The organism is Mesoplasma sp. JKS002658 (assembly GCF_023566355.1).
Classification (GTDB): domain Bacteria; phylum Bacillota_I; class Bacilli_A; order Mycoplasmatales; family Mycoplasmataceae; genus Edwardiiplasma; species Edwardiiplasma whartonense.
Map to the genome: position 1 here is coordinate 172108 of NZ_JAKNSW010000002.1, position 26975 is coordinate 199082.

Annotated in this window: 25 protein-coding genes, 1 pseudogene and 1 riboswitch; of the genes and pseudogenes, 25 read left to right on the forward strand and 1 reads right to left on the reverse strand. The window is 32.8% G+C overall.

The genetic code is table 4. The annotated features are described in order from the left end of the window. Window position 1: 1 nt before the first annotated feature. The 12 genes and pseudogenes from LD125_RS03760 (at window position 2) to rpmA (ending at window position 12477) form a co-directional block, all read left to right on the forward strand. Window positions 2-1912: an ATP-binding cassette domain-containing protein gene (locus tag LD125_RS03760; RefSeq protein WP_308700563.1), complete on the forward strand. Its 1911-nt coding sequence runs from the start codon at window positions 2-4 to the stop codon at window positions 1910-1912. 15 nt (window positions 1913-1927) lie between these two features. Further along, complete coding sequence (locus LD125_RS02840) at window positions 1928-4345, forward strand: ABC transporter substrate-binding protein (protein WP_250137488.1); 2418 nt, start codon at window positions 1928-1930, stop codon at window positions 4343-4345. 396 nt (window positions 4346-4741) lie between these two features. Continuing rightward, window positions 4742-6187: a DNA translocase FtsK gene (locus LD125_RS02845; protein ID WP_250137487.1), complete on the forward strand. Its 1446-nt coding sequence runs from the start codon at window positions 4742-4744 to the stop codon at window positions 6185-6187. A gap of 94 nt (window positions 6188-6281) precedes the next feature. After that, on the forward strand, window positions 6282-6866 hold the full coding sequence (locus LD125_RS02850) for a hypothetical protein (RefSeq protein WP_250136415.1): 585 nt from the start codon (window positions 6282-6284) through the stop codon (window positions 6864-6866). A 7-nt stretch (window positions 6867-6873) separates the two neighbouring features. Beyond that, on the forward strand, window positions 6874-7608 hold the full coding sequence (locus LD125_RS02855) for a hypothetical protein (protein WP_250137486.1): 735 nt from the start codon (window positions 6874-6876) through the stop codon (window positions 7606-7608). A gap of 17 nt (window positions 7609-7625) precedes the next feature. Then, window positions 7626-9416: an excinuclease ABC subunit UvrC gene (gene uvrC / locus LD125_RS02860; RefSeq protein WP_250137485.1), complete on the forward strand. Its 1791-nt coding sequence runs from the start codon at window positions 7626-7628 to the stop codon at window positions 9414-9416. 77 nt (window positions 9417-9493) lie between these two features. Next, window positions 9494-9961, forward strand: coding sequence for a transcription elongation factor GreA (gene greA / locus LD125_RS02865; protein WP_250136418.1), 468 nt, complete (start codon window positions 9494-9496; stop codon window positions 9959-9961). 58 nt (window positions 9962-10019) lie between these two features. Further along, window positions 10020-10916, forward strand: coding sequence for a 16S rRNA (cytidine(1402)-2'-O)-methyltransferase (gene rsmI, locus LD125_RS02870; protein ID WP_250137484.1), 897 nt, complete (start codon window positions 10020-10022; stop codon window positions 10914-10916). Between the two features lie 31 nt (window positions 10917-10947). Next, window positions 10948-11325 (forward strand): hypothetical protein, encoded by a 378-nt coding sequence (locus tag LD125_RS02875; protein WP_250136420.1) that lies wholly within the window; start codon window positions 10948-10950, stop codon window positions 11323-11325. Between the two features lie 162 nt (window positions 11326-11487). Further along, window positions 11488-11781: pseudogene (gene rplU, locus LD125_RS02880) on the forward strand (50S ribosomal protein L21); the annotation flags it as partial. An 89-nt stretch (window positions 11782-11870) separates the two neighbouring features. Continuing rightward, window positions 11871-12185, forward strand: coding sequence for a ribosomal-processing cysteine protease Prp (locus LD125_RS02885; protein WP_250136421.1), 315 nt, complete (start codon window positions 11871-11873; stop codon window positions 12183-12185). Between the two features lies 1 nt (window position 12186). Further along, entirely contained in the window at window positions 12187-12477 is a 291-nt protein-coding gene (gene rpmA, locus LD125_RS02890; protein ID WP_250136422.1) for a 50S ribosomal protein L27, read from the forward strand. A gap of 15 nt (window positions 12478-12492) precedes the next feature. Here the strand turns inward: rpmA and LD125_RS02895 are convergent, their stop codons facing one another. Next, complete coding sequence (locus LD125_RS02895; RefSeq protein ID WP_250136423.1) at window positions 12493-13191, reverse strand: HAD family hydrolase; 699 nt, start codon at window positions 13189-13191, stop codon at window positions 12493-12495. A gap of 127 nt (window positions 13192-13318) precedes the next feature. On the opposite strand from LD125_RS02895, the gene LD125_RS02900 reads away from it, so the two are divergent. From LD125_RS02900 to guaA, 13 genes are all read left to right on the forward strand, one after another. Further along, window positions 13319-14362, forward strand: a complete 1044-nt coding sequence (locus tag LD125_RS02900) for a J domain-containing protein (protein WP_250137483.1) — start codon at window positions 13319-13321, stop codon at window positions 14360-14362. 19 nt (window positions 14363-14381) lie between these two features. Next, entirely contained in the window at window positions 14382-15215 is an 834-nt protein-coding gene (locus LD125_RS04020) for an aldo/keto reductase (protein WP_250136425.1), read from the forward strand. 288 nt (window positions 15216-15503) lie between these two features. Then, window positions 15504-16349: a 30S ribosomal protein S2 gene (gene rpsB, locus LD125_RS02910; protein ID WP_250136426.1), complete on the forward strand. Its 846-nt coding sequence runs from the start codon at window positions 15504-15506 to the stop codon at window positions 16347-16349. Window positions 16350-16366: 17 nt separating this feature from the next. Then, a complete protein-coding gene (gene tsf / locus LD125_RS02915) occupies window positions 16367-17254 on the forward strand; it encodes a translation elongation factor Ts (RefSeq protein WP_250136427.1) in 888 nt (295 codons plus the stop codon). After that, window positions 17254-17997: a hypothetical protein gene (locus tag LD125_RS02920; RefSeq protein WP_250137482.1), complete on the forward strand. Its 744-nt coding sequence runs from the start codon at window positions 17254-17256 to the stop codon at window positions 17995-17997. Before tsf ends, LD125_RS02920 begins: the two co-directional genes overlap by 1 nt. Window positions 17998-18042: 45 nt before the next feature. Beyond that, window positions 18043-18148, forward strand: a riboswitch (TPP riboswitch). A 49-nt stretch (window positions 18149-18197) separates the two neighbouring features. Continuing rightward, the gene (locus tag LD125_RS02925) at window positions 18198-19163 is read left to right on the forward strand and encodes an energy-coupled thiamine transporter ThiT (RefSeq protein ID WP_250137481.1); all 966 of its coding nucleotides are present in this window, start codon (window positions 18198-18200) and stop codon (window positions 19161-19163) included. Window positions 19164-19208: 45 nt separating this feature from the next. Continuing rightward, on the forward strand, window positions 19209-19919 hold the full coding sequence (gene pyrH, locus LD125_RS02930; protein WP_250137074.1) for a UMP kinase: 711 nt from the start codon (window positions 19209-19211) through the stop codon (window positions 19917-19919). Window positions 19920-19930: 11 nt separating this feature from the next. Next, window positions 19931-20482, forward strand: a complete 552-nt coding sequence (gene frr, locus LD125_RS02935; RefSeq protein WP_250136431.1) for a ribosome recycling factor — start codon at window positions 19931-19933, stop codon at window positions 20480-20482. 239 nt (window positions 20483-20721) lie between these two features. Beyond that, a complete protein-coding gene (gene argS / locus LD125_RS04025) occupies window positions 20722-22401 on the forward strand; it encodes an arginine--tRNA ligase (RefSeq protein WP_250136432.1) in 1680 nt (559 codons plus the stop codon). A 69-nt stretch (window positions 22402-22470) separates the two neighbouring features. Then, window positions 22471-24006 (forward strand): MFS transporter, encoded by a 1536-nt coding sequence (locus tag LD125_RS02945; RefSeq protein ID WP_250137480.1) that lies wholly within the window; start codon window positions 22471-22473, stop codon window positions 24004-24006. Next, entirely contained in the window at window positions 23987-24670 is a 684-nt protein-coding gene (locus tag LD125_RS02950) for a hypothetical protein (RefSeq protein WP_250137071.1), read from the forward strand. The genes LD125_RS02945 and LD125_RS02950 overlap by 20 nt, the downstream gene beginning before the upstream one ends. A gap of 92 nt (window positions 24671-24762) precedes the next feature. Further along, entirely contained in the window at window positions 24763-25248 is a 486-nt protein-coding gene (locus LD125_RS02955; protein WP_250137070.1) for a hypothetical protein, read from the forward strand. A gap of 184 nt (window positions 25249-25432) precedes the next feature. After that, window positions 25433-26974 (forward strand): glutamine-hydrolyzing GMP synthase, encoded by a 1542-nt coding sequence (gene guaA / locus LD125_RS02960; protein WP_250137069.1) that lies wholly within the window; start codon window positions 25433-25435, stop codon window positions 26972-26974. The last annotated feature ends 1 nt before the right edge of the window (window position 26975 follow it).

The following is a 26975-nucleotide window of genomic DNA, read 5'->3' on the forward strand; positions in this document are numbered from 1 at the left end:
GATGGAATCAAAAAAACAAAAATCATCTACTCAGAGTAAAAAAACCACTTCTAAGCTGAAGAGTAAAAAAAACCAAGAACCATTGATTCGAGTTCGTAATGTAGCAATTCAATTTGGGACTGGTCGAAAAGTAAATAAGGCTGTTCGTGATGTTACTTTTGATGTTTACAAGGGTGAAACTTTTGGTTTGGTTGGCGAATCAGGATCAGGAAAAACCACTATTGGTCGAGCAATCATGGGAATTCAACCAATTCACGAAGGAACAATTTATTTCAAAAATCGCGTTGCTCGCGGGAGTGTTTTAAAACTTGACCAAGCAACTTTGAAGATTGAACATAATATTGAAGTTATGCTTAATAATCAAAATGCAGCAACAATCAAGATTAATAATTACTTAGAAGAGTATAAACGGGTTTATCACAAGTACTTGTATTCAAAGTATTATGATTTTAAAACCCAAACTTTATCTGATTATCCTGATGGTGTTGACCGCTCAATCGCTGAAGGGGTTAACATTAAAGACACGAAGTTAGTAAAAGTTAAAAAAGAAGCAAACATTAAGTTTATCACTACAACAATTAAGGATAACTTAAAGCGTTTAATTACTACGATTCGTTTATTACAAAAGACCTTAAAATTTGTTGATAATTTAGATGCTTATGTGCCTATTAAGCATGAATTAGTAGCAACATTAACCAGCGAGTTAAAAACGATTGAAACTAAGATTTTAGCAATTAAGGATTTGGAGAATGAAATTTACTACCGTTTAGAAGCGATGAATAAAATTCGTAGTGATGCTGTCAATGGTAAGTATACTAGTATTTCTCGGTTCATGAATGAGTTGGGTGCTCAACTAAAAGAAATTATTTCAACTCATAAGTCAATCTCCGCTTTAATCGTTACGATGATTGGTGATGCTAAAATCATTAGTGCGCTTTGTGCTCGTTCTCAACATAAACAAAAATATCTTCGTTATGTTAGTGGACAAATTAAAAAAAATGAAGAAATTGACAATAAATTACTGGTTGAAAAGTTCACTAAGATTAAAAAACTTTTAAAAGAACCATCAATTACTCAAATAGTAGAACAAACTCCAATTTTTAAAGATCCTATTCGAAAAGAAACTAGAAACTTAAAAAAATCAATGCAAATGATTTTTCAAGACCCAGCATCTAGTTTAAATGATCATTTACCAGTTGAACAAATTATTGGTGAGGGATTGGCTAACTTTCCCGAATTATATAAAAATCAGGAGGTTAAAGATGCTTATCTTAAGTGATACAATCACGATAAGCCAGAAGAATCCCAACTAAGTGCTGATCAAGTCAAGAGTAGTGATTTAAAACACTTTTTAGTCAAACAAACCTTAACTTCAGTGGGAATGCTTCCTGAACACTTGTCACGTTATCCTCACGAGTTTTCTGGGGGTCAACGTCAACGGATTGGGATTGCTCGGGCTTTAGTGATGCGTCCTGAATTTATTGTTGCTGATGAACCAATTTCAGCTTTGGATGCTTCAATCAGAGCTCAAGTGATTAACTTGTTAACACGTTTTCAAAAAGAATACGATTTAACTTATATTTTTATCGCTCACGATTTGAGTATTGTTCACTTCATTGCCGACCGGATTGCGGTCTTATATCATGGTGATATTGTTGAGCTTGCTCCTGCTGATACATTGTTTGATCATCCTTTGCATCCTTATACTAAGAGTTTGCTAAGTGCGGTTCCTTTACCAGATCCAGAACAAGAAAAAAAGAAAGTTCATTTTGTTTATAATCCACAAAAAGAACACCACGATTACCTGGTTGATTTTCCAGTTTGACAAGAAGTTCAACCAAACCACTTTGTTTTTGCCAATAATCGCGAATTCAAAGCGATGCAAAAACAATTAAAGAAAAGAAAAAAATAAAAGGAGGGCAGAATAATGTTAAAAAGAAGTTTATCAGTTTTAAGTGCACTTGGTTTAACTACAATGACAACTGCAACCGTTGTTAGTTGTGGACCGATGACTTTTGGCAAGTTAATGAATCGAGCAGTTGACACTTCTGTTTACAAGACATATTATGCTGCACCAATGTCTTCGTGATCAACAGGAGTGACGATGCAAAACGAAGATTTAAAAATCCTTGCTAATTTACAAGAAACACTTTTAAAAGCTAATGTTAATAAAGAGGTTGAGGGAAATTTAGCAACTGAATTTGATGGAAGTGATGCTGACAAGACTTGAACCTTGACTTTGAAAAATGATGCTCATTGGTTTGATTATAAGGGGAATGTTGCAGAGCAGAAATGAATTAAGGCAAGCGATGTTGCCAATACGTTACGTTATATTTATAATCCTTCAACCACTTCACAAATTAACGGGTTATGAGGAGTGGTTATGAGTCGTGCTGATGAGTTGTCTAACGCAATTACAACTGCAACAGGAGCTGATTATCAGTATGAAAATGAGGCGAGTCAGAACTTTGCTTTGGATGAGATTATCAAACATTACATTCAAATTACTAAAAATGGTTCAACAGTTGATATGCCCGGGTTTTGAACCGAAGGTAAGGCTGGAACTAGTGAAGCATTACCATCAATCAGTGACAAAACTGCCACTTATCCAGATTCACCAATGTTAACTGTTGAGGATGGAGTTAATGATGAGGGTGAAGTGGCAGGAGGAACAGTTATTTTTCATTTAGCTTCAACTGCACCTTACTTTCCAACCATGTTAACTTATTTAGCTTTTTCACCCTTACCAGATATAGCAGTTGACTATACAAAATCAATGACTGCTGGGTATAGTTATGGAAATGCTGCGAATAACTCTAGAGGATATGATCACGTTTATTATTCTGGTGCTTATGTTCCTAGAGATGTCAATATTTCTGTAGGAATGAAGTTAGTGGCTAATAAAAACTATTTTGATTATGATCAAACTTCAATTAAAGAAATTATTTATAATTACCCAAAAAATCAGAGTCCTTCTAATTTAGTCTTCTTGTTTGAAACTGGTGATCTTTCTGAAACGCCAATTTCACCAACTGATGCTCGAAGTTGAAGTAAGTATGTTGGAAGCGACCTGACAAATCCTAAATTTAAAGGGTTAAAAGATGTTTATGCAGGAACTCCAGCCACTTGAATGATTACTTATAATTTTGGTTATCGTCCCGAAGGCACTAGTTCAGGAGCTGATATTTCTGGTTTAGATGAAAATAAACTTTTAGCCCAAAATTCAACCCGGGCATTGATTTCTTATGCAATTAACCGAAGTACAGCAGCACACTATTATTCAAGTGCCTTGGACCCTCAAGGTGCGGTCAAATCTTCATTGTTAAGAAACATTTATACTGCTAATGACTTGGCTTTAGATGTTAATGAAAAAGATTATACTGATTATATTAAAACAAGTTATGGTGCTAAAGTGCAAGATGTTGCTACTCAAATGGGTCAAACTTTGACAGATGATGAACTTGCTGAGCAAGAAGCGTTGACTGATAATGGTCAAGACTTGTACTTGCAAAATGATTACTTAGCTTATTCTGCTCTAACTGATGAGAGTTTAAAACAAGAATTTATCAACGATCAAAGTGTGGAAGCAAAAATTCAGACTTTAATTAAGCAAGTTAATCTGGATCGGGATGCCAACGAGATTAAAAATAACGTTAAGTTTCGGTTCTTAGAAAACGGAGCGTTAAAAACTACTTTCCTCCCTTGACTTAATAGTATGATTGATGAATTTGATCAAATTCCTAACCTTCCATTTAGTATTACTTATAACGATTCTCAGAGTATTGACCAAGCTGATTTTGCACAAAAACAACGTCAAAGTGCTTATAGTATGAACATTACGGGATGAAGTCCTGACTATGCTGATCCTTCAACTTATTTAAATACTATTAGATATAAGGGTGATTATGATGCATATAACAACTTTAGTAAAGTTATTGATAGTACCACCAGTGATGGACAAGAAACTTTAAAAGGAAAAAATAGTAGTTATGATGATTTAGCAACTAAGCTAAGTGCTTATGGTAAACTGCTTGATGAAGCCAGTCAACAAGCAGATACCATTTCTCGTTATCAACAATTTTCTCAAGCAGAAATGAGTGCTTTGTATGAGACGCAAGTGATTTTACCACTTTACACCAGAACTCCTGAAACTCTACCTACCTTAACTTACTTGGATCACAGTACTGTTCCGTCGGTTGCTTATGGAACAAGTAACTACCGTTTTACTGGTGTTAAGATGATTAAGAAGTTAAGCGATGGTGTTGTTGAAACACAATCTTGACAAGAGCAATTAGTTAATAAGTTAATTAACATAAATTTTAAAGAGAAAGTTACAGATAGTTAGGTGTTTGGAATAAATTCCAAAATAAAACATAAAAAACAGAACTTTTTATTATTAATAGTTTTTTATCAAAACTTTTTCAAAATGAGAATATTATGTAAATGTGGTTGTTAATCACATGTTAATTTATTTCATAATTTTATACTAAATGTTGGGCGATAATTATATTTAAAATAATATTTTTGTCTTTGTGATATAAAACTCATTTTATAACTTGTTAACTATTTCCCTTAAAATTAAACGATTAAATCGTTCTTATCCATGTCCAATATTTAGTACCAAAGAACAGTTCTTTTCCCGACTGTTCTTTTTTTGTAAATTTTTAGTTTTAATATGAAACATGAAAATTAGTTAAAATAAGGTAGAATATAAAAAATAGTCTTGAAGAAGAGAGAAGCTATGAACAAAAAAATTAAAGAGTTTGTTAGTGACACTGATCAGAGCACAGTGTTATCAACCAAAAACTACAACGAAAACCGGACGATTATTTTTGAAACTAATAAAAAGGTTCACAAGAGCGATTCAATTGCTTGAGTGGTCGGGTCAGTGACCTTTTTCTTATTTTTAATTCTATCTGCAGGAAGGTTTTTAACCATCGGTGCTTTTTTTGACGATGTATTTTTCAACTTTATTTTCGGTTGATTAAAATATCCTATCTATTTAGTCTTAATGTTTATTGACCTTTCGATTTTATTTGGTTTACAACTTAAGGCTAAAAAACGATTTTTAGGAATGCTACTAGCGCTTGGTTTAGCAGTTGCCTGAATTTGTTCTGCGGCTTTATTAATTGGTTTAAAAGTTCACCACTTAGATGGGATTAAGTTATGACAAAAAAACATTTTTGTTAAATCAATGACGATTTATACTAGTAACTGGTTAGAAAACAGTCTTTTTAGTAGTAAGTTTAATAATGTCAGCGGTCACGCCAAGTTCTTAATTTACCCATTATTTGGTTATCTTAACTTATATCAAGGTGGTGGCTTTCTTGGTAATTTCTTTGCAGGAATTTTTGCTTATACTTCACTTCCGATTAGTTTAGTCTTGGGTGTTGTTGCTTTGTTTTTAAGTATTATCTGGACTTTAACTGGAAATCCACTTTTCTTATTCTTGCCTAAAGCAAAAAGAAAAGGAAAAAAAGTGAGGGTGCTTGCTTTAAGAAGTAATAACAATCCTCACGATCAAAAAAAACCGTTGTTTAATTTAACTAACCATAAAGACTCATCTACTAAAGTGTTATCTTGAGCAGAAGAATCAGAAGCGCCTTTACTAGATGTTGTTTCGCCTCCTGCTCAAGAATCACCATTGGTAATTAAAAAGGATTTTAGTGAAATTAATTGAAATGAACCAGAAGATGAGTACGAGACTTTTACGATGTTTGATGAGGAACAAGATATTGATCTAAAATATCATCAAGTTGAACCAACACAAACCTTAATAGACACTGGTGTAAAAATTGATCCTCAGCTTGGGGTCTATGGTTTTAAACCATTAAGAGAACCAAGCATGGAAACTTTTATAAACAATGATGGTCAAGAAGTTGATGATTCTTTATTCTTTGAAGAAATTTTAAAACCATCTCTTGATGGAAAAACTCAAACAGATGGGATGGTTAAATCATTGGTTTCTCTTCCTGATTCTGTAAATTTAAACCAAAAAGATTTGTTGTACAAACAAGCATTAGCAGAAGTTTTAAAAACCAGAAAGGCTAGTGCCTCATTTTTAAAACGTCAGTTAAAGATTTCTTTTAGTGAAGCAAGTGAAATTATTAACCGAATGGAAGCAGAGGGTCTAATTGGTCCTGATAACGGTTGAAAAACCCGAGAAATCTACTATAAACCAAAATAAAGTCGAAAAAAAATCAAACCAAAAGTAAAGGTTTGATTTTTTTAAATTTATAGCATATATTTTATTTAAAATAAAGCGGGTAAAGAATATGCAAATGGAACAAATTAGCTTAACTTGATCAGTGATAAACGATGAAAAAGCTGCTTTGACTTTTTTTAAGGAATTGGATCAAAAAGAAAAGAGTTTTAACCTTAATTTTCAAAAATCAGATGGGTTTGAAGCGGGTTTCAAAGAAAGTTTTACTAACTTTAAAAATGATTCTGATTTAAAATGAGATCAAGTCCAACCTTTAGTAATTTGCTGATCATTACGCTTAAACTTGAATAAACCAATCAAAGATATTTTAATTGATAAAACTGATAGTATTAGTGCAAGTTACGAACAATATATGAAAGAAGAAGATCACTTTGATTATTCTTTGGTTGATGAAATTGTTAACCGTTTAAAAGAACTAATTATTGAAGTTTATGAAACTCATATCCCCTTTAATTTCAACGAATTGTTTGAAACTTTTTTTGATCAAGAAGAAAGCTTTGGTTTTGACTTATACCAACTTAATGCTACTAATACAAGTGAAGATGAAATTTTTATTATTGATGTTGATTCAGCACAAAGTAATGGGGTCTTTCCATTAATTATTGATGAAGTGGTTAAACGAATCAAACTTCGTCGACGTTAAGGTGTTTATGAACAAAAGTGATTTAAAGAGTTATTTACATATCCAATCCAAGAAGTTTTCCAATACGCTTTTAATTAACCTAGTTTTTTTCTTGGGTTTAATGATTTTTTGAGCAATTAACCTTTATTCTTCAATTAAAAATGTTAATAATTCCCGACCAAATCAGATTTTAATTTATGATGGTTTAGTTTTTTTTACAGTTTGAGTGCTTTACACAATAGTTAAAAACTATCTTGGTTATTCCAAACTGCAACAATTGATTAAAATAGTTTCTCAAGATTATAATCTTGAAGTTTTGAGGTTGATTAATTTTCCCTTATATTGAACCTTTTATGGTGGTTATTATCATTTAATCGAACAGGAGTTGAGTGGTTTAGTTCCTCCCCAATATCTGTTTCATCAATTGAAGGTAAAATCAAACTTGAAGCATTTAAATTGAAAATCAGTAGTTTTAATGCTTGCTCTTTTATTGAGTGGTTTGGGGTTTTTTCTTTCAATGGTAATTTATTTTCCGACCCTTAACTTCAAGAGTCATTGACAACTGGTTTTTACTCTTTGCCTTCTTCTTGTTTTTTGTTTAGGAGTTTTTTGTTTTCTTCTTCCTCGTCAAGTTATTTTAAATTTGAAGGTAAAATTAAACCAAACAGCCCAAATTAGTCAAGATGCCTATTTTAATAATAATCGTTATTTTGGTTTAACCAATACTTTAACTAAACTTTGAATTCCGCCTCTAAAACACTAACTTGTCAGGAGAAACTCATGGATAAAACTTATTTTAATAACCAAACCCTAGAAGATAAAGTTAAAAACCTCCCTCATAAACCTGGATGTTATCTTTATTATAACAATGAAGGAAAGGTCATTTATGTTGGAAAAGCTAAAGATTTACGTAAACGGGTAATTTCGTATTTTAATCGTGCTCACAACATTAAAACTACTCGATTAGTTCGTGACATTCAGGATTTAGACTTTTTTGTGGTTAGTAATGAAGCAGAATCATTTCTATTAGAACAAAACCTGATTAAAAAATACCACCCTCGCTACAACATCATCTTAAATGATGATAAAGCTTATCCTTATATTATTATTACCAATGAAAGGGACCCCCAGTATAAATACGTTCGCAAGTATAACAAAAAAGCGCTTCGCAATTACGGTCCTTTACCACAAGGAAGTAATGCTCGAAACCTTTTAAGGGTGATGGAACGTTTATTTCCTTTGCGTCGGTGCAAGGGATATCAAGGAAAACCGTGTATTTACTACCACCTTCACCAGTGTTCTGGTGCTTGTTTTAAAGTAGTTGACCCCCAATATTACCAAGAACAAATTCGTCATGTTGACCGCTTTTTTAAGGGAAAAACTACCGAGGTTCGGACTGATTTATTAGAAAAAATGGATTATGCTGCTTCTAATTTACAGTTTGAAGAAGCAGGAAGGTTGAAAGAGTTGTTAGAATCACTTGATTATGCGCTTTCACGCCAAGAAGTAACCATTGATGATGAGGCTAATCGCGATGTGATTGCTTATGAAGTTGATGATGAACATCTTGTTTTTGTGACCTTGTTTTATCGGGCAGGAAGATTGTTGTATAAAGACCAGTTAGTCAGTGTTTATCATGATCAGGATTTAGAAGAATTAGTAATTAATTATGTGAGTCAAATCTATGAAAAAAACATCTTACCAGACCAAATCATTCTTCCTAAAGACATTGATTTATTTCAATTAGAAGATAAAGTTAAACCTTTGGCAACCCACCCGTTAAATCCTCAAGAACAGGCACTTTATCAATTAGCCCAAGAAAATGCAATTGAGGCTTTAAACCAAGTTAATCTTCAAAGTCAAAGTGTTAATGATAAAGAGAGTGAAGTTTTAAAGCAACTCCAAATTCTTTTGAACTTGCCAACCTTTCCAGAACATATTGAAATGTTTGATATTTCCAATTTGGGTGATGAGTTTGTTACTGGAAGTTGTGTCGTTTATTATAATGGTAAGCCTTCCCGGAATGATTTTCGGAAATATAACATTGAAATCGAAGCTCGTGATGATGCGAGTCGGTTAGAAAATTTGGTTTACCGTCGGTACCAAAAGAGTTTAGTCGAGCATCGTCCGCTCCCTGATCTTGTGATTATGGATGGAGGCTTAAAACAAGTTCACGCCGCTAAAAAGGTGCTTTCAGCCTTAGGTTTAGAACAAATTCCTGTGATTGGTTTGATTAAAAATAGCCATCATAATACAGAAAAAATTCTTGATTTAACCCAAAGCGAACAAGTTTTAGATAAACATTCAGGGTTGTATAACTTTTTAGCGAGCATGCAGTTAAGGGTTGATAGTTATGCTAAATCTGGTTTTAGACAAAAACAAAATCGTGCCTTTCTAACTAACGAGTTGTTGACAATTAAAGGGTTAGGATTAAAAAAGATTCAGGAGTTAAATAAGCATTACCAAACTAAAGGTGATTTAAAAAGAGCTAGTTTTGAAGAACTGGACCTGATTATTAAAAATCGGCAAACGACAATGAAACTTTATCATTATCTTCATGATGATGATTAAAATTTCGTAGTTTTGTGCTAAAATGGCAGAAAAATTAAGTTATAATGTAAAAATCAAAACGGAGGTAGTGAAAACTGATGGCAGAAGAGATTATTTTAACTAAAGAGGGGTTAGAAGAAAAAAGAAAGGAACTACGACATTTAATCGATGTAATTCGTCCCCAAGTAATTGATGAATTGGTAGAAGCAAGAAACCAAGGTGACTTGTCTGAAAATGCTGATTATGATGCAGCAAGAAACAAACAAGCAGAAATTGAAAGTCGGATTAAAGAATTAGAATCAGTAATTTCCAAAGCAAAAGTAATTAATACTGGTGGTAAAAAAGGGGAAGTGAAGATTGGTTCTCAAGTTGAATATCAAGATTTGAAAACTCAAAAAATTCATACGGTTAAAATTGTTGGTGCGATTGAAGCTGATCCGTTTGCAGGGTTAATCTCAAACGAGTCTCCCCTTGCTAAAGCAATGCTTGGTCACAAGAGCGAAGAGGTTTTAGAAGTTAGAGAAGTTAATGTTCCTTACAAAGTAAAAGTTGTCAGTGTTAAATAGTTTATTAAACCCAAAAACAAGTTTTGTTTTTGGGTTTTTCTAAGATAGAAAGGTTAAGATGTGAGTTCAACAAACGTTTAAAAACAGTTTACCAACCATTTATGTGGTCGGAACACCGATTGGTAACTTAAACGATTTTAGTCTTCGAGCGATTGAAACGTTAAAAGCAGTAGATTATATTCTTTGTGAAGATACCAGAACTAGTCAAATCCTTTTGCAGCACTTTCAGATTAATAAACCCTTAATTTCCTTGCATAAATACAACGAATTAGAACGTAGTAAGCGAGTTAAAGAATATTTAAATCAAGGTTGTGATTTGGCAATTATTAGTGATGCTGGAATCCCGACCATTAGCGATCCAGGGTCATGATTACTAGCGTCTTTGGTAAATGAAGAAATGCTGAAGTTCAATCTTAGCGGACTTAACTGTGGTCCTGCTTATATTCATGCTTTGGTTGCTAGTGCTTTGGTAGCGAAAAGCAATTACTTTCACGGTTTTTTAACTAGTAAAAATCAAGTAGCAAAGGTTCATGAATTGACAAAGATTGTGCACAATTATTCTGATACTTTAATTTGTTTTTATGAATCAGTACACCGAATAAAAGAAACTATCTTAGCTTTGGACCAAGTATTAATTAACCAACCCCAAACACTTGTAGTCATTGCTCGAGAATTAACTAAGATGAATGAAGAAATTATTCGGGGAACGATTCGCGAAGTTGCTGAGTTTATTCAGAGTCCTGAATTTGTTTTCAAGGGTGAATTTGTAATTTGCTTTGCTAATTCTTCTTTTAAGTTAGTTTTGTCAAAACAAGAACAAATTGCTTTAATTCAAGAACAAATTAATCAAGGATTAAAATTAAAAGCTGCTTGTCGAGTGGTCAGTGTTCAAACTGGTTTACCAATCAACGAACTTTATGCAGTATTTTTAAAAGAAAGTGGTAAAAAAACCTAAAACCTTCCTTATTCTTTAGGGGAGGAAGAAAATGAAAAAATTAACAATTCAAGCAAAAAAACAAATTAAGGCAGGAAAGGGTGTCAGTGGGAGTTTTCTTAGTGGTCTTGGTAGTATTTTTAAAGCAATCGGAGGGTTTATTACTGATACAATTTCAACGATTGCAACAACAGTTTTTATGTTTAATGATCATCAACACCACGATAAGGTCACTTATAAGTTAGGAAACAATCAAATCAGTATTGATGATAGCAAAAGTAATAGTTTAAACCATGATAATCACTCTGATGATGATCATCAAGTTAAACTTGCCCACACCACTCCGACTACTCAATTGCACTTAGAAGACCCTTACCAATTGGGTCAGGAAATAACAGGAGGAGATTATGGTGGTCCTGATTTTACCTAGATTTATTTAGGTGTAGAATTCTTGGTAATCTTTTTTATTGAATCAGATGGTGAAATTAGTTATAATAACTAACGTTGAAATGAGTTTCAACCGCTCTTTTTTGTGTCAAAAAGTTGGTGAAAACCCACGCAATAAGGCGAGTCTAGACTGGAGGAAATAGAAATGTTTGCGATTATTAGAACTGGTGGAAAACAAGTTAAAGTTGAAATCGGATCAGAAATTTATGTGGAAAAAATTTCTGGAGAAGCAAATGACAAAGTAACTTTTGAAGAAGTCTTGATGATTGATGGTCACTTAGGGAACCCAATTGTTAAAGATGGAGTTGTCAAAGGAACGGTGATTAAACAAGGTAAAGGAAAGAAACTTCGCGTTGTTCGTTATCATCCCAAAAAAAACATTCGAAAGGTTTATGGGCACCGTCAACCTTATACCAAAGTGCGAATTGATGAAATTTCGATTGCTAAAAATAAGGTGGTTAAAGAAATTCCTGCCGCAACTAAAACTGCTAAAAGTAAACCAGCAGTTAAAAGTGAAGGGAAATAAGAATGGTTAAGGTGGAATTAACCAAACAAAATGGTCAGTTTTTAGAGTTAAAGATGAGCGGACATGCTAATGGTGGTGATTATGGTCATGATTTAGTTTGTGCAGCTTTAACAGGAATCATGAGCGGCGCTTTAAATGCTTATGATGCTGAATATCGTGATGATGTAATCTTGATGGTGAAAGATAACTCTATCAGTATTAAGGTGAAAAACTTGGCGAACAAGGATGTACAAAAAACTTTTGGGTTTCTTGTTTACCAAATCAAAACCATTTTGGTGCAATATCCACAAAATGTTACTTTAAAGGAGGTCGGATAAAATGCGTTTTTTATTAGGATTACAATTTTTTGCTTCTAAAAAAGGAGTTGGATCAACTAAAAATGGTCGTGACTCAGAATCAAAACGTTTAGGAGCAAAAAAAGCAGACGGTCAATTTGCTAATGCTGGTTCAATCATTTTTCGTCAACGAGGAACTAAAATTCACCCTGGTGAAAATGTTGGTCGTGGAGGCGATGATACTTTATTTGCGTTAGTGAGTGGTGTTGTTAAATACGAAAAGTTCGGGAAGAACCGTACAAGAGTAAGAGTAATTGCTCAAGAAGCTAAATAAAAAATTAAAAAGCGCTTAATTGGCGCTTTTTAATTTTTCTAAATAATCACTAATTCCCTGATAGTTATCAGTGGTACTATCATTAGCTAGTGTTTTTACTTCATCAATAGCATTTTTCATGGCTATACAATAAACTTCAGGATCACTGAAAACAAGAAGATCGTTAAGATTATCACCAAAGTAAATAATGTTTTTCTTTGCCAATGAAACTTGATCAAAATGATTAATTAAGAGCAAACAACTTTCTAGACCTAAAATTTTGTTATTGTTCTTTTCTAAAGAAAGATAAATTTCAAAAACTAACTTATATCAAGTCTCAAAATTATGAACAATAAAGTGAAGAAAACTTCGGTTTTGAAGGTTAATGATTTCATAATTTTTAAAGTTCAATTTTTCAAAAACTTCCTTAATTTTGGTTTTATTTTGAGTATTTATTTGGAAATAACTATCGTTGGTCAAAAAATTATAGATAACTATTCCGTTTAACCCAATAAACCATTTTGTATAATTATCAATACCAATACTTGTGTTAGTCAGGATGTTATATCCATCTTTTGGTAATGCACCAGTATTCATCACAAGATAAATTTTTTGTTCACTCAAACCACTAAGAGTTTTTTGGTTAGCTTCACTCATATTGTGGTAGTTATCTAATAAAGTACCATCAACATCAACCATTATCATTCTGATGGTTTCTTTGATTTTTTTTATCATGATTCAAGTCTCACTTTACTTAGATTTTAGCATTGAAACAGTTGAGAAACGACAAGAAAATTTTTGTTAGCTTTCTTCTTAAATATAAAGCGATAAGATACAATAAAAGTAAGGCAGGTTGAAAAAAATGAAAACAACAGGGGTTATTATCACAATCGTCGTCATCGTTGCTTTACTAATCTTCGGGTTTTTAATTCAAAGTGTTCGACATAAAAAAAGTCAGAAAAAACGTGAAAAAGAGTTCAACCAAAAACATAATAATGCTTCAAGTTCAACTAAGAATCAATCCAGAAATTATTCTGCTTATAATCAACACTTGCGTGATCAGTTTTCAGCAAAACGAAAGATATGATTTACTAACATCCACCATCAAGTAGAAATTCCAGGACTTAATTATCAAGAGTTTATTCAAGTTTTCCCATTTTTTTCTAATTTAGAAGCTACTAAAAAGTATTTAGAAACTCGAAATTTAAGTAGTGAAAAACTTCGTGAAACCATGTTTTTTTTAGAAAAAGCACAAATAAAATTTAATAAAGTATGTCTTAGTGCTGATGATCGTTTATTAGGTCAATTTCAAAACTTAGTTACTTATCTTGATGCTAATGCGATTGAATTTTTTAGTAAATATTATCTTGAATTTTTAGGTTTTAACGCCTATTCATTGGTAAGTTTTTGATACGAAGAAGTTCTTGCTCATACTGTTAATTTAGCTGTAAGTAATCAAACTCCTGATCATAATTATCTAAAAGCAGGTTTGAAAAGTTATGAAAAGAGTTTAAATAGTTCTATTGACCAATTAGTGCAAAGAATGCGCTCAGATTTATATCAACAAACCAGAACTTCTTATGAAGAATTTATCAGCGAGTTCTTAAACCAGTTTTTCCACCAAGGTTCAAACTATAATCGCACTAAATTCAATTCTGGAGGTTATAATGGTTATCAAGGTGAGGAAAGTGAATATTTTTCTCATCAGGATAAGGTTGCTTTAAACGCTGCTTATAAAGAATTGGGTGTTGAATTGGATGCAAGTGATGAGCAGGTGAAAAGTGCTTATCGTCAATTGGCAAAAACTTATCATCCTGACAAAAACCCTTCCGTGCAAGCTCGAGAAAAGATGAGTCAAATTAACGCTGCTTACTCGCTGATTAAAGAACAAAGAAATATTAAATAAAATAAGGAGAAGACAGATTATGGAAAAATTTTTAAACAAAAATGTCAAACTAAATAATGGAGTAGAAATGCCTATGGTTGGTTTTGGTACTTATAAAATTACTGATCCAGTTCAAGGAGAAGAAGCAATTGTTGAAGCAATTAATTTTGGATATCGAATGATTGACACAGCTGATATTTATCAAAACCATGCAATTGTAAAAAAAGCAATTGCCAAATCAACTAAAACTCGTCAGGATCTTTTTATTACTTCAAAGATCTGAAACACTGACCAAAGTCGTGATAAAACCCTTGCATCATTTAACCGCATTTTAACCGAATTAGATACTGATTATTTGGATCTTGTTTTAGTACATTGACCAGCAAAAAGTGGAAACGAATGTTATCATGCTTTAGAAGAACTATATAAAGAGGGAAAAGTTCGTGCGATTGGAGTTTCGAACTACTTAGTTGATGATTTAAAAGGTTTAATTGCTGAAAGCGAAATTAAACCAATGGTTGACCAAGTGGAAATGCACCCAATGTATCCTGTTTTAGACTTACAAGTTTTTGCTAAAGAAAATGACATCCAAATTGAAAGTTGAAGAACAATGATGGGTGGTCAGTTTGATGATGCGTCTTACATCGTGGAATTGAGTGAAAAATATCATGTGCAACCTTCATCAATTGCTTTGCGTTGAGCATTACAAAGTGGAGTTGTAATTATTCCTAAATCAGTTCATGTTGACCGTATTAAAACTAATGCTTCGCAAATTGATGAGTTCGTGTTAACTGATGAAGAGATGGAAAAAATCAACGTCCTGGAACCTTCTAAACGTCTTGGACCAGACCCTTTAGTTTATGATCGTAAATAATTTGCTTTAAAATTGTTTGTAATCTAGACTAAATGCTTTGCAGTTTTGATTAAAAAATAACAAATTGAATGATGGTTAACTTGTCTTAGTAGGCAAGTTTTCTTTTCTGGTTTCTTGGTTGAAATTAAGGCATTTCTTCTTTAAAATAAAAGAGTTATATGATCGTTAAAGAGAAATAACAAGACACATTAGGGAATGACATACCACGTGCTCAAGCTTTTAATATTTGAGTGGAACTGTTTCGAACCTTCTGGAAGTTTAACAAATAAATTAGAAAAGGGAAAAATAATGGCAAAAGAATTAACACGCGAAGAGTTATGAGATGCAGGAGTTCAATACGGACACCAAACCAAAAGATGAAATCCAAAGATGAAGTCTTATATTTATGGGGTTAAAAATAAAAACCATATCATTGATTTACAACAAACAATGAAGGCATTGGATGATGCAAAAAAAATTGTTGAAGAAATCGGAAAAAACGAAGGGAAAATTCTTTTTGTAGGAACAAAGAGAAATGCTAAGTTAGCGGTTAAAGAAGCTGCTTTAAGAAGTCAAAACTTCTATGTTAACACTCGTTGATTGGGTGGAACATTGACTAACATGAAAACGATTTCTTTAAGAATTCGTGCTTTATGAAACATTGAACAAGAAGAAAAATCTGGACAATTGGCTTTAAGACCAAAAAAAGAACAAATTTTAATCTTAAAAGAAAAGGCTAAGTTAGAGAAAAACTTAGGTGGAATTAAGCAAATGCATAAACTTCCTCAAGCCTTGTTTATCACTGACCCAATCATTGATGAAATTGCTGTGAAAGAAGCTAAGAAACTTGGTATTCCTGTGATTGCAATTTGTGATACAAACGCTGATCCAGACTTAATTGACTTAGTGATTCCAGCAAATGATGATTTAACTGAATCAATTAATTTAATCGTGAATAATATCGTAGAAGCTTATGCTGAAGGCGCTAATTTGACGATGGCTCCAAGTGTTTTGAGAACCAAAATTGTTAAACGTGAACCACGTGAGGGTGAAAATCGTTATCCTCGTCGTCGTTTTAATAATGATGAAGTTGAATCTCGACCACAAAGCGAAACTCAAAACCAAGTTCCTAATGAAACTAAAGATAAAGAATAAGAAAGGAAACAAGAAAAATGGCAATTGATGCAAAATTAGTAAAACAGTTAAGAGACATTACTCAAGCAGGAATTGTGGATTGTAAAAAAGCTTTGGAAGCCACTGATGGTGATATTGATCAAGCAATTCTTTGATTAAGAGAAAACGGTTTGGCAAAAGCAGCTAAGAAATCTGATCGTGTTGCAGCTGAAGGAGTTACTTTGGCTAAGCAAGATGCTAAAAGTGTCGTGATTATGGAGGTTAACTCTGAAACTGACTTTGTGGCTAAAAACAAAGAGTTTATGAAGTTGATTGATGATTTGGCTGATGCTTTTTTAGCGCAAAATGTTGAAAGTTTAGAAGCTGCTAAAGGAATCAAACTTACTAGTGGTGAAACTGTTGAACAAGCGTTAGTTAATGCTACAGCAAAAATTGGTGAAAAAATTGATTTACGTAGATTAGAGGTGCGTACTAAAAATGATAACCAAACAGTTAGTGTTTATAACCATGCTAACAACCGGGTTTCAGTACTATTAATTTTTGAAGGAAAGATTAGTGATGCTGATGCTTATAATGTGGCTATGCATGTGGCAGCAATGAATCCTCAATATAAATCAAGAGCAGAAATTCCTGCTGAATTCATTGATCAAGAAGCAAAAATTATTGCTGAAACCACTGATGTTGAAGGAAAACCAGAAAATATTAAAGAAAATATCTTAAAGGGAAGATTAAACAAACGTTTAGCAGAAGTAAATCTTTTAGACCAAGACTTTGTTGTTGATGAAAAATATAAGGTTGGTGATTTTATTAAAGCAAAAGGTGCTACCTTAAAAGAAATGATTCGTTATGAGGTTGGTGAAGGAATTATCAAAATTGAAACTGACTTTGCTTCAGAAGTGGCAGCACAAGTTAAGGGTGGAAACTAATGATGTCGCTTACTTGAACCATTGATGCTGATAAGAATCAGTTACAAAACAACGGTCAAACAGTCACTCAGTTTCTAGTCTTGGCAGTGGTTTTAGCGATTGTTTGAGCAATTCTTAGTGCAATGTTTAGTTACTATTTTTCACGCTTTAGAAAGCTTCCCGCCAAAGAAAAAATTTATGGAAAAGCATCATTGCTAACTACGCTTAGTTTAGGTGTGGTTGTTTTAATTGCTTGAATTCTGGTTTTGGTATTCTATACCCAGCCATCAGCAATTTTTAAAACAGATGGAGTAACTGCTCAAGGGGCGATAATTGCAGTAATTGTGATCGGATTTGTGGCTTTAGTGGCAGTTATGTTGATGATGTGATTCTTTTTGCCTTATTATGGTATTGCTTTTGATGATGAAAGTATTGTGTTTATGGGAGAAGCGATTCCTTATTACAAGATTACAAAAATTATTAAAGATACAAAAACTAGTAATGTTTATGTTAACTATGCTCAAGGGAAACGTACCCATAAAAAGCAAAAATTCCGTAGCACTTCAGTTTTTGGCCAATTTATTTTAGCGAATGCTGCTCTAACAGGAGTTGAGGTAACTCACGAAGACGAACTTGTTTATTATAAGAGTTTGATTCAAGGTCATAAAGTTGAACAAAAACTTGATGATGTAGTGGTTGATCAAAAACTTAAAAGTAAAACTACAAAAACCACTTCTAATGAGAATGAAAAAAATAAAGAATAACCTTAAGGTTATTTTTTTTATCTAATATAATGATTATAATCAAAAGAAGATGAACAAGGGAGCTGGTAAACCAGCTGAGAGTTAGATGCAATCTAAGACCTTTGACCTGATGTGGATAATGCCAACGGAGGAAAGTTTATTTACTTTTTTTGTCTGCCTCTGGTTAAAAATGCGATTATGTCAGGAGTTAGATGAGTAAAATGTTTAATCAAAGAGAAAAAATTTTTCAAATTTTTGAACAAAAACGCAAAGCGTTTTTCATTTATTCAATACTTTGAACACTGGGAATTGGTAGTGCTTTTGTTTTTGGCGTAATTTTTTTAAACCTTCGCTTTAGCACTAATTTAAAAATTAATGGTCAAATAACCGTCTTTATTTTATGATTGGTGGTAGAAGTTTTTGCCACTTTAGTTTATTTAGCATTACTTATGATTAGTCTTTTCAGTCTTAATTATTCCTGAAATGCTTGAAAAGAGCGACTTTTTTATGCTTGTATTAGTTTTAATTTTTATGAAATAGTCAATATCTTAATTTATAGTTTTTCTCATCACTTTTTTAGCTGATCTCACCAAAAGTGAACGACTTATGATTTTTTAATTATCGCTTTAAGTTATGCAGTTTATCTTCTTTTAGTTTTACTTTTTAAACAATTATTAGGAATGGTACCTACAGTTTTTCTTAGTTTTAGTTTTGAATATTTAACCTTATTTTTTGTAGCCTATCTTACCAATTCTTTTGCTAAGACTTTTCTTACCGGATTATTAAGTGGCAGTTCGCTCTTATTCTTTCCTTCAACCTTTTTTATTAACTTCTTCCAGTTTAGTTTTGATTATTTAATTCCTAATTTAATGGTTAGTTTAGCAACGATTGTTTATTTTAACCAGACAAAGCCATCACGAAGTAAATGAATTACTTTCTTCATTTTACCTTATTTAGGAATTTACTTATCTAGAGTAATTGGCGGGGTATTGTTTTATCAAAACTTCACTTACCCTGGTTTTCCTTTATTTTTATATTCTTTAATGATTAATGGTTTAAATACTTTTTTTGATTTTCTTTGTGTTGGTTTAATTGGTGAAATGATCTTTTTACGCTTAGAAGTCTTGAAAAAACGTTATGATCAAAAAAAGAAGCGTTATAAAATGGATTATTCAATTTACAAGTAAAGTTATTTTTTTTATAATCAAGGAAAAGAAGGCGAGGATTAAGTTTTGAAATATCAACGGGTTTTACTAAAGTTAAGTGGGGAGGCTTTGAAAGATCAAGATAATATTTATGACGGTCAAAAACTTAACCAAACTGCTGACCAATTAATTTCGATGGTTAAAGATGGCTTACAATTAGGAATTGTTGTTGGTGGAGGAAACATCTGAAGAGGAAAATTATCAGATGAGTTAGGTATCGAACAAATCAGCGGTGACTATATGGGAATGATGGCAACAGTCATGAATGCTTTGGCCTTGCAAGCGGTTATTAACCAGAAGGGTTATGCTAAAGTAGTTGTTTATTCTGCTTTAAAGATTGAAAACTTAACCAAGGATTATAATTTTTATGAAGCACGAGATTTGTTAGCTCAGGGTTATATTGTCATTTTTGCTAGTGGAACTGGATATGCTTATTTCACAACTGATACTACTGCGATAATTCGAGGTATTGAAGTTAAAGCTGATGCGATTTTGATGGCCAAAAACGGGGTAAGTGGTGTTTATGACTCTGATCCCAAACAAAACCCTGAGGCGAAACTTTTTACTAAGTTATCTTATGATGATATCATTGCTAAAAACTTACATGTGATGGATCAAAGTGCTGCTTTGATGGCTAAACAAGCAAAAATGAAAATTGTTGTGTTTGATATGCAACAACCAGATAGTCTGACTAAGATTATTCAAGGAAGTTTAACTTCAACAATTATTGAAGAATAGGAATTAATGAGATGAGTATCGAAGAGACAACAGTGCAAACTAAGCACGCAATGGAAGACACAATTCAAGGGTTTAAACAACACTTGAATCAAATTCGGACAGGAAGAGCAAATGCTAATATGTTAAGTAGCGTGATGGTTGAAGCTTATGGTGTTTTAACTCCAATTAACCAAACTGCTTCAGTTGGTGCCCCAGAACCACAATTATTAGTAGTTAAACCTTATGACAAATCCCAAGTTGACAACATTATTCAAGGAATTAATCGTGCCGATTTAGGATTTAATCCAATTTTGGATGGAGAAATTATTCGGATTAATATTCCGAGTTTAACTGAAGACATTCGTAAAGATATTGTGAAAAAGATGTACAAGGAGTTAGAAAACTTTAAAGTAAGAATTCGCAATAATCGTCGTAGTGCACTTGACCAAGTGAAAAAGAATAGTGAAATTTCTGAAGATGTTCTCAAAGGATTTGAAAAAGATGTTCAAACTTGAACTGATGAAGCAATCAAACAACTTGATCAATTAGCAAAACAAAAAGAAAAAGAATTAATGACAATTTAACCTTCAAAAGAAGGTCTTAAGCAGAATTCATATAGGATTCTAAACTGGTAACTACTTCAAGTGTTTATCAAAATGGTGGTAATTAAACCAAGAGTTTAACCACCCCTGCTTCTTGCTGATGGTTGGTATAAAAAATTAGTAAGCATCAAAGAAAAAATAAGCAAGAAGACATTGTCGAAAAGAACAATGTTCTTTTTGTTTTCTGGTTTAAAATTAAAAGAAAAGAGAGTGAAAAAGCAATGACTACCAAAACAATTTATCAAAACTTTAAAGAGATGCTGATCAAAACTGCAACTAAACTTGGGATTGATGAACCCCGCCCTCAAATCGAATTAAATAAAACTGGCATTGATGCTCATTTTTCAACTACGGTTGCTTTAACAAACGCCAAGAAAAAACGTGTTGCTCCTCAAGTTTTAGCATCAGAATTTCGTGATCAACTTTTAGCTGATTATCAAGAAGTCTTTGCTGATATTAGTATTGCTGGACCAGGATTTATTAATGTTACTTTTAATCCGAGTTATCTTTCAAAAGTTACTGGTCAAATCAATACTGCAAAACTTGATTATGGAAGAGTAGAAAAGAATCACCAAATTGTTAGTCTTGAAGAAGTTTCAGTTAATCCGACTGGTTATTTGCACGTTGGTCATGCTAGAAATGCAGTGATTGGAGATTCTTTAAAACGTTTATTTGAATTTACTGGTTATGATGTTTTGACTGAATACTATGTCAATGATGCGGGAAACCAAATTAACATTTTAGCAGTAACGGTTTTTGTTTATTATTTAAATCAGCTAGGGATTAAAACTTCTTTACCTGAAGAAGCTTATAAAGGTGAAGGTTATGAATTAGTAGCTCATCGATTAGTCGAAGAGTATGGTGATAAGTTTAAAGATGTCACTTTTACTAGTAACCAAATTGATGATGAAAAAGTAAATGAAATCTTCCGCAAAAAAGCGACTGCTTATTTTTTAGAAATTATCAAAAGTCAATTAAAAAGTATTGGTGTAGAAATTGGTTATTACAATAGTGAGCAAAAAATGTATGACGACCACGAAATTGAAAAAGTCTTGGCACTTTATGAACAAAAAAAAGCGACTTATTATCAAGAAGGAGCCCTGTTCTTAAAAACAACTCAGTATGGGGATGACAAAGACCGAGTATTGGTTAAAAGTGATGGTAAGACTTATACTTATCTCACTCCAGATTTAGCTTCTCACAACGTTCGAATTAACCGTACCAAAGCAAATAAACTAATTAATGTCTGAGGTGGTGATCACCACGGGTATATTGCGCGGATGAAAGCAGGGTTAACATGATTGGGTAACGATCCTGATATTTTAGAAATTCAGATGATTCAAATGGTTCGAGTTATTAAAAATGGTACTGAATTTAAAATGTCAAAACGAAAAGGAACCGCAATTTGAATGATTGATTTAGTCGAAATGATTGGTAAAGATGCCCTTCGTTATATGCTTGCTGCTAAAGATGCTAATTCGCATATGGATTTGGATATCGACTTGGTTCAACAAAAGAACGCTTCTAATCCGGTTTATTATGCTCAATACGCCACTGCTAGATTACACTCTATTCTTCAACAAGCTAATGATCGTGATTTAGCACCAGACTTTAATCAAACTGCTTTATTAAAAGAAGAAAAAGAAACTACCCTGTTAATTACTTTAGATAATTTTCAAGAAGTGGTTAAACAAGCGACAAAACAACGTTCTCCCCACTTAATTACTGACTACATCCAGGTAGTTGCTCGCCAGTTTCATTCTTATTATGCTGAATTTAAAATCATTGATATCAGTCAGTTGGAACTAACTAAGGTTCGCTTGGGTTTAATTGTGAGTGTCTTACAAGTTTTAACTAACGCTTTTGCTTTAATTGGTCTTGATGTAATTGAAGAAATGTAATTTCTTAATGATTAGGGTAAAATAAAATTATTAGTTGTTAATTGAGACTTTAACTCAAGGAGGTTAAGTGTGGCGCAAAACTGAGATTTGTATTTACTTGACCCCTTGTTGGTACTTTTTGGTTTTCTTAGCATTATTTTTGTTATTTATAAAGAGCGCTTAAGTTTGAAGTGAATTGCTTTTGGAGTTGAAACGATTCTTTTTTGGGTTGCTTGTGGGATTATTATCCAATGAAACACCGCCCAGTTGGGGTGAAAAGTTTTTTCTACACCAGTACAGATAACCTTACTCTTTTTTGGAACAAACTCTCTCTTTTTAGTGTTTCTTAAACCCTTAGCAACTTTTTTAACCGGAAAGATTCATCATCGTCGGGTGTGAATGTACTTTGCAGGAATAATGCTCTTTTTAGCAACAATTTTTACCTTTGTTAATAAAAATGGTTCTTCGATTGCTCTGTTTGTAGTCATTGCCTTATTTTTAGCTCTTGCACTTTCAGCAAATTCGTTATTTTTCTTGTTTGAAAATGAACAGTTTTATTATCGAGCTGCTCCCACTTTGAGTGTGACTGTGATTTCGGTTTTTATTTTATTTGGTACTTTTTTTGGTAGTTATTTAGCAGGATTAGAAATTAATTTAACCCAGCAAAAATCTGGTTATAACCATGTTGTTCTTTATAGTTTAACAAGTTTTTTCCTAGTTTTAAGTGCGTTATTTTCGCTTGTCAATTTTAAAGAAGATGTCCATTATGTCAGTGATTTAGATGATCGGCTTCTTGCTGAATTACCTCAGTTTAACTGGAAAATTCTTGTTTGGTTAATCGGGGTTGTCTTTGCTTTTAGTTTAATTTTTGCTACCACCCAGTCAGATTTAATCACAACATACCTTACTACCAGGTTGTTGAACCGGACTAATTTCAACCTGATGAGGATAAGTGCTTTTTTACGTACTTATCAAGTTTTCTTTGTTGCCCCTCAGTTTTTGTTTGGATATTTAATTTACAAGTTCTTCATTGAAAAGTTTGGCTTTCGAAGTTTAATTGTCAATAGTATTGGAATTTGCTTTGCGGCTTTGATTGTCAGTCTTTTTGCTGATGAACCGATTGTTTATTTAATCTTTAACTTCTTTTTAGGGATGGGTAGTGCACAAATTTTCTACGCTTGTTTTGCTATGGCAATTTTATGGAATTACCGAACCCAAGGAATTCCTGCTACTGGTTTAGTGAGTGCTGCTCAAACTTTTGCTCAATTTATTATCAATACAGTTATTAAAGCATTAAAATTAGGAGGGGTAGGAATCTTTAACGTTTATCAATCGATTTGAAAAGATTCCACTCTTGATGTAGATAAAATTAACCAATATAACAACGAGGGCGGAAGGGTTGTAGTGATTCTGTTGTCTGTAATGTGTGGACTTTTGATTGCAATGACGTTAGTTTCTTTTTTTAGTATGAAACTTTACTTTGCTGATACTTTAAACATTAACGAAGCCAGAGCAAATGCTAAACGTTTATTAAAAACAGATTTACAAGCCAGAATCAACCACCGCTCTTCAGTTGAAGAATTAAATAGTTATGGAGCGAAGCGTTATGAATTTAGAAACCATTAATCAAGAGCAATTAACTGATTTAATGACTAATAATAAAACCTTTAAGTTGATTGATGCTGATGTACAAGCTAGATTGCAACAAATGATTGTTGATCAACCACAACCACTTGATCTGACTAGTGTAGATGATCAAAGGGTCGGGATTGAATTTTTAAAGTATCTTTTTAAAAAGAATAACTTTGATCCAACTGATTATTATGAAGATTTGTTAATGTTTTTAAAAATTTGTGCAGGAGTTAATCATCGTCACAATATTACCCAGTCTGATTTGGTTTTCCTAAGTCAAATTAGTTTACCTATTGCTAACTGGAAGACGGTTTTAATTGATACACTAAAATCGACGATGTTCAAGGAGTTGTATCAACAAATGGATCTTAATGGGGATTATAAAGACCAGTTAGTTTTTAAAATAACTGATAACAACCAGATAAGTGAGAAAGATTATCAACAAGCTCAAAAAAATATCACTTGAGGACAAAATGAGATTTTATCATTAACTGCAAGTTTGACCACTTTTCAAACCAATCCCCAAATGGTGAATGAAATTAACCAAACGGTTGTGAATGATTATTATCAAACATCAGTTGATCTAATTTTGCGTCGATTAAAATTTCAAACTTTAGGGTTTCAAGTTTTTTTAAAAAGCGCCTCAATAACAAAATAATTCTTTTATTTCTTCATTGTGTTATAATACAACTATATATTAGTGTGTATAATTTCTATGTACACAAAATTTTATAGATAGGAGATTATCTTGTGCAAAATACAAATATTAAACTACGAAGATTTTTAGCTTCTTTAGTTAACTGAGCGATTGTTATTCCGTTTGTTAACCTTGTCTTTTGAATTTTAAACAAAGAACCATTAGGACAAAAGCTTTTCAAAACTGAAGGGTTTCAAGGAAAGCCAAAAGGTGAACGTGCTGTTTTTGGACTTTTAACTTTGGTTTGTTTCATGACTTTAATTGGTTTATTAGCAAATATTTACTTCTGATTAAAAGAAGAAGATTCAATTCCAGTAATGTTAACTAAAATGATCTACAAGGATTCAACTAACACCACAACTCCTGGAGCAACTGGACCTAGTTCACAACCCACTCAAAGTGGATCTACCTCAACAACCAGTAGTGCTGGTACTTCAAGTTCAACAACTGCTTCAAAGACAACTTCAACTGCTAAACCCGCAAGTACTAGTCGACAAACTACTAGTTCTTCAGCAACAACCAGTAGTCCTAAAAACTAGTTTGATAAACATCGAAGAAAAAAATACTTGTGAAAACGAGTATTTTTTGTTTTCTAAGAGTTATCTTGACTTTAGTTTTTGAAAAAACTATAATTAGTACAATTAAAAAAGATGACAAAACCTAGTGTATAAAGTATCAGATGAGAGGGATGCTTTATACCTTTTTTAAAATAACGGGAGAAAAATGAAACAAACACAAATCATCATTTTAGATTATGGGAGTCAGTATACCCAATTACTGGCACGAAGAATCCGGGATTTGCATGTTTATGCAGAAGTTGTCAACCATAGGTTAACTTGATTAGAAATGCACCAACAATATCCTGATCTAAAGGGAATTGTGCTTTCTGGAGGACCAGCGTCGATTTATGATGCCGATGCTTATTTGGTTGATCCTGCCATTTTTGATAGTGGTTTACCAATCTTTGGGGTTTGTTATGGTCTCCAATTAATTACCCATCTTTATCACGGGAGTGTAGAACGTGCTTCAAAACAAGAATTTGGTCAGGCAAAGTTAAAAATTCTGCACCCAACTAAACTTTTTACTGATGTACCAGATAATCAGGATGTATGAATGAGTCATGCTGATCATATTACTAAAATGCCTGATACTTTTGAGAAACTAGCAACTTCAGAACATTCGATTGCCGCAATTAAACATCACAGCAAGGAAATTTATGGAATTCAGTTTCATGCTGAAGTGACTCACACCTTGTATGGGGAGCAAATTATTAAGAACTTCTTGTTTTTGATTTGTAACTCTACTCAAGATTGGTTTATGAGTGAGTTTATTAGTGCTAAAGTTGAAGAAATTAGAACATTGGTACGTGATCAAGAAGTTATTCTTGGTTTAAGCGGAGGAGTTGATTCTTCAGTTGCAGCAGCGCTAATCAGTAAAGCGATTGGTGACCAGTTGACTTGTATTTTTGTAGATACAGGGTTATTGCGCTTAAATGAAAGTGAAAAAGTGATGCATGCTTATGAGCAAAACTTTATGATGAAAATTATTAAAGTTGATGCTGCTGACCAGTTTTATCAAGCCTTGAAAGGGGTTGAAGAACCAGAAACCAAGCGAAAAATTATTGGTAAAGTGTTTACTGATATTTTCAGTGATCAAGCAGCCAAACTTCAACACGCCCACTTTTTAGCTCAAGGAACAATTTATCCTGATGTAATTGAATCCTCAACGATTAGTGGGACTTCAAAAGTAATTAAATCTCATCACAACGTGGGAGGTTTACCTGATGATTTAAATTTTAAACTTCTTGAACCGTTACGTACTTTATTTAAAGATGAGGTTCGTAAAGTTGGGGTTGAACTCGGGCTACCTGAATCAATGATTTATCGTCATCCTTTCCCTGGACCAGGATTAGGGATTCGAGTAATTGGTGAAGTTACCAAAGAGAAGTGTGATATTTTAAGATTAGTTGATGATATCTTTTTATCAATGATGGTTGAGCACGATTTATATCACCAAGCTTCGCAATCTTTTGCCACTTTGCTTCCAGTAAAAACTGTTGGAGTTATGGGAGATAACCGGACTTATGACTATGTTTGTGCTTTAAGAAGTGTCCAAAGTGTTGATTTTATGACCGCAACAATTAGTCATTTTGATTGAGAGTTTTTAGAAAAGGTTACTACAAGGATTATTAACGAAGTTGATGGGGTTAACCGGGTAGTTTATGATATTACCTCAAAACCCCCAGGAACAATTGAATGGGAGTAGA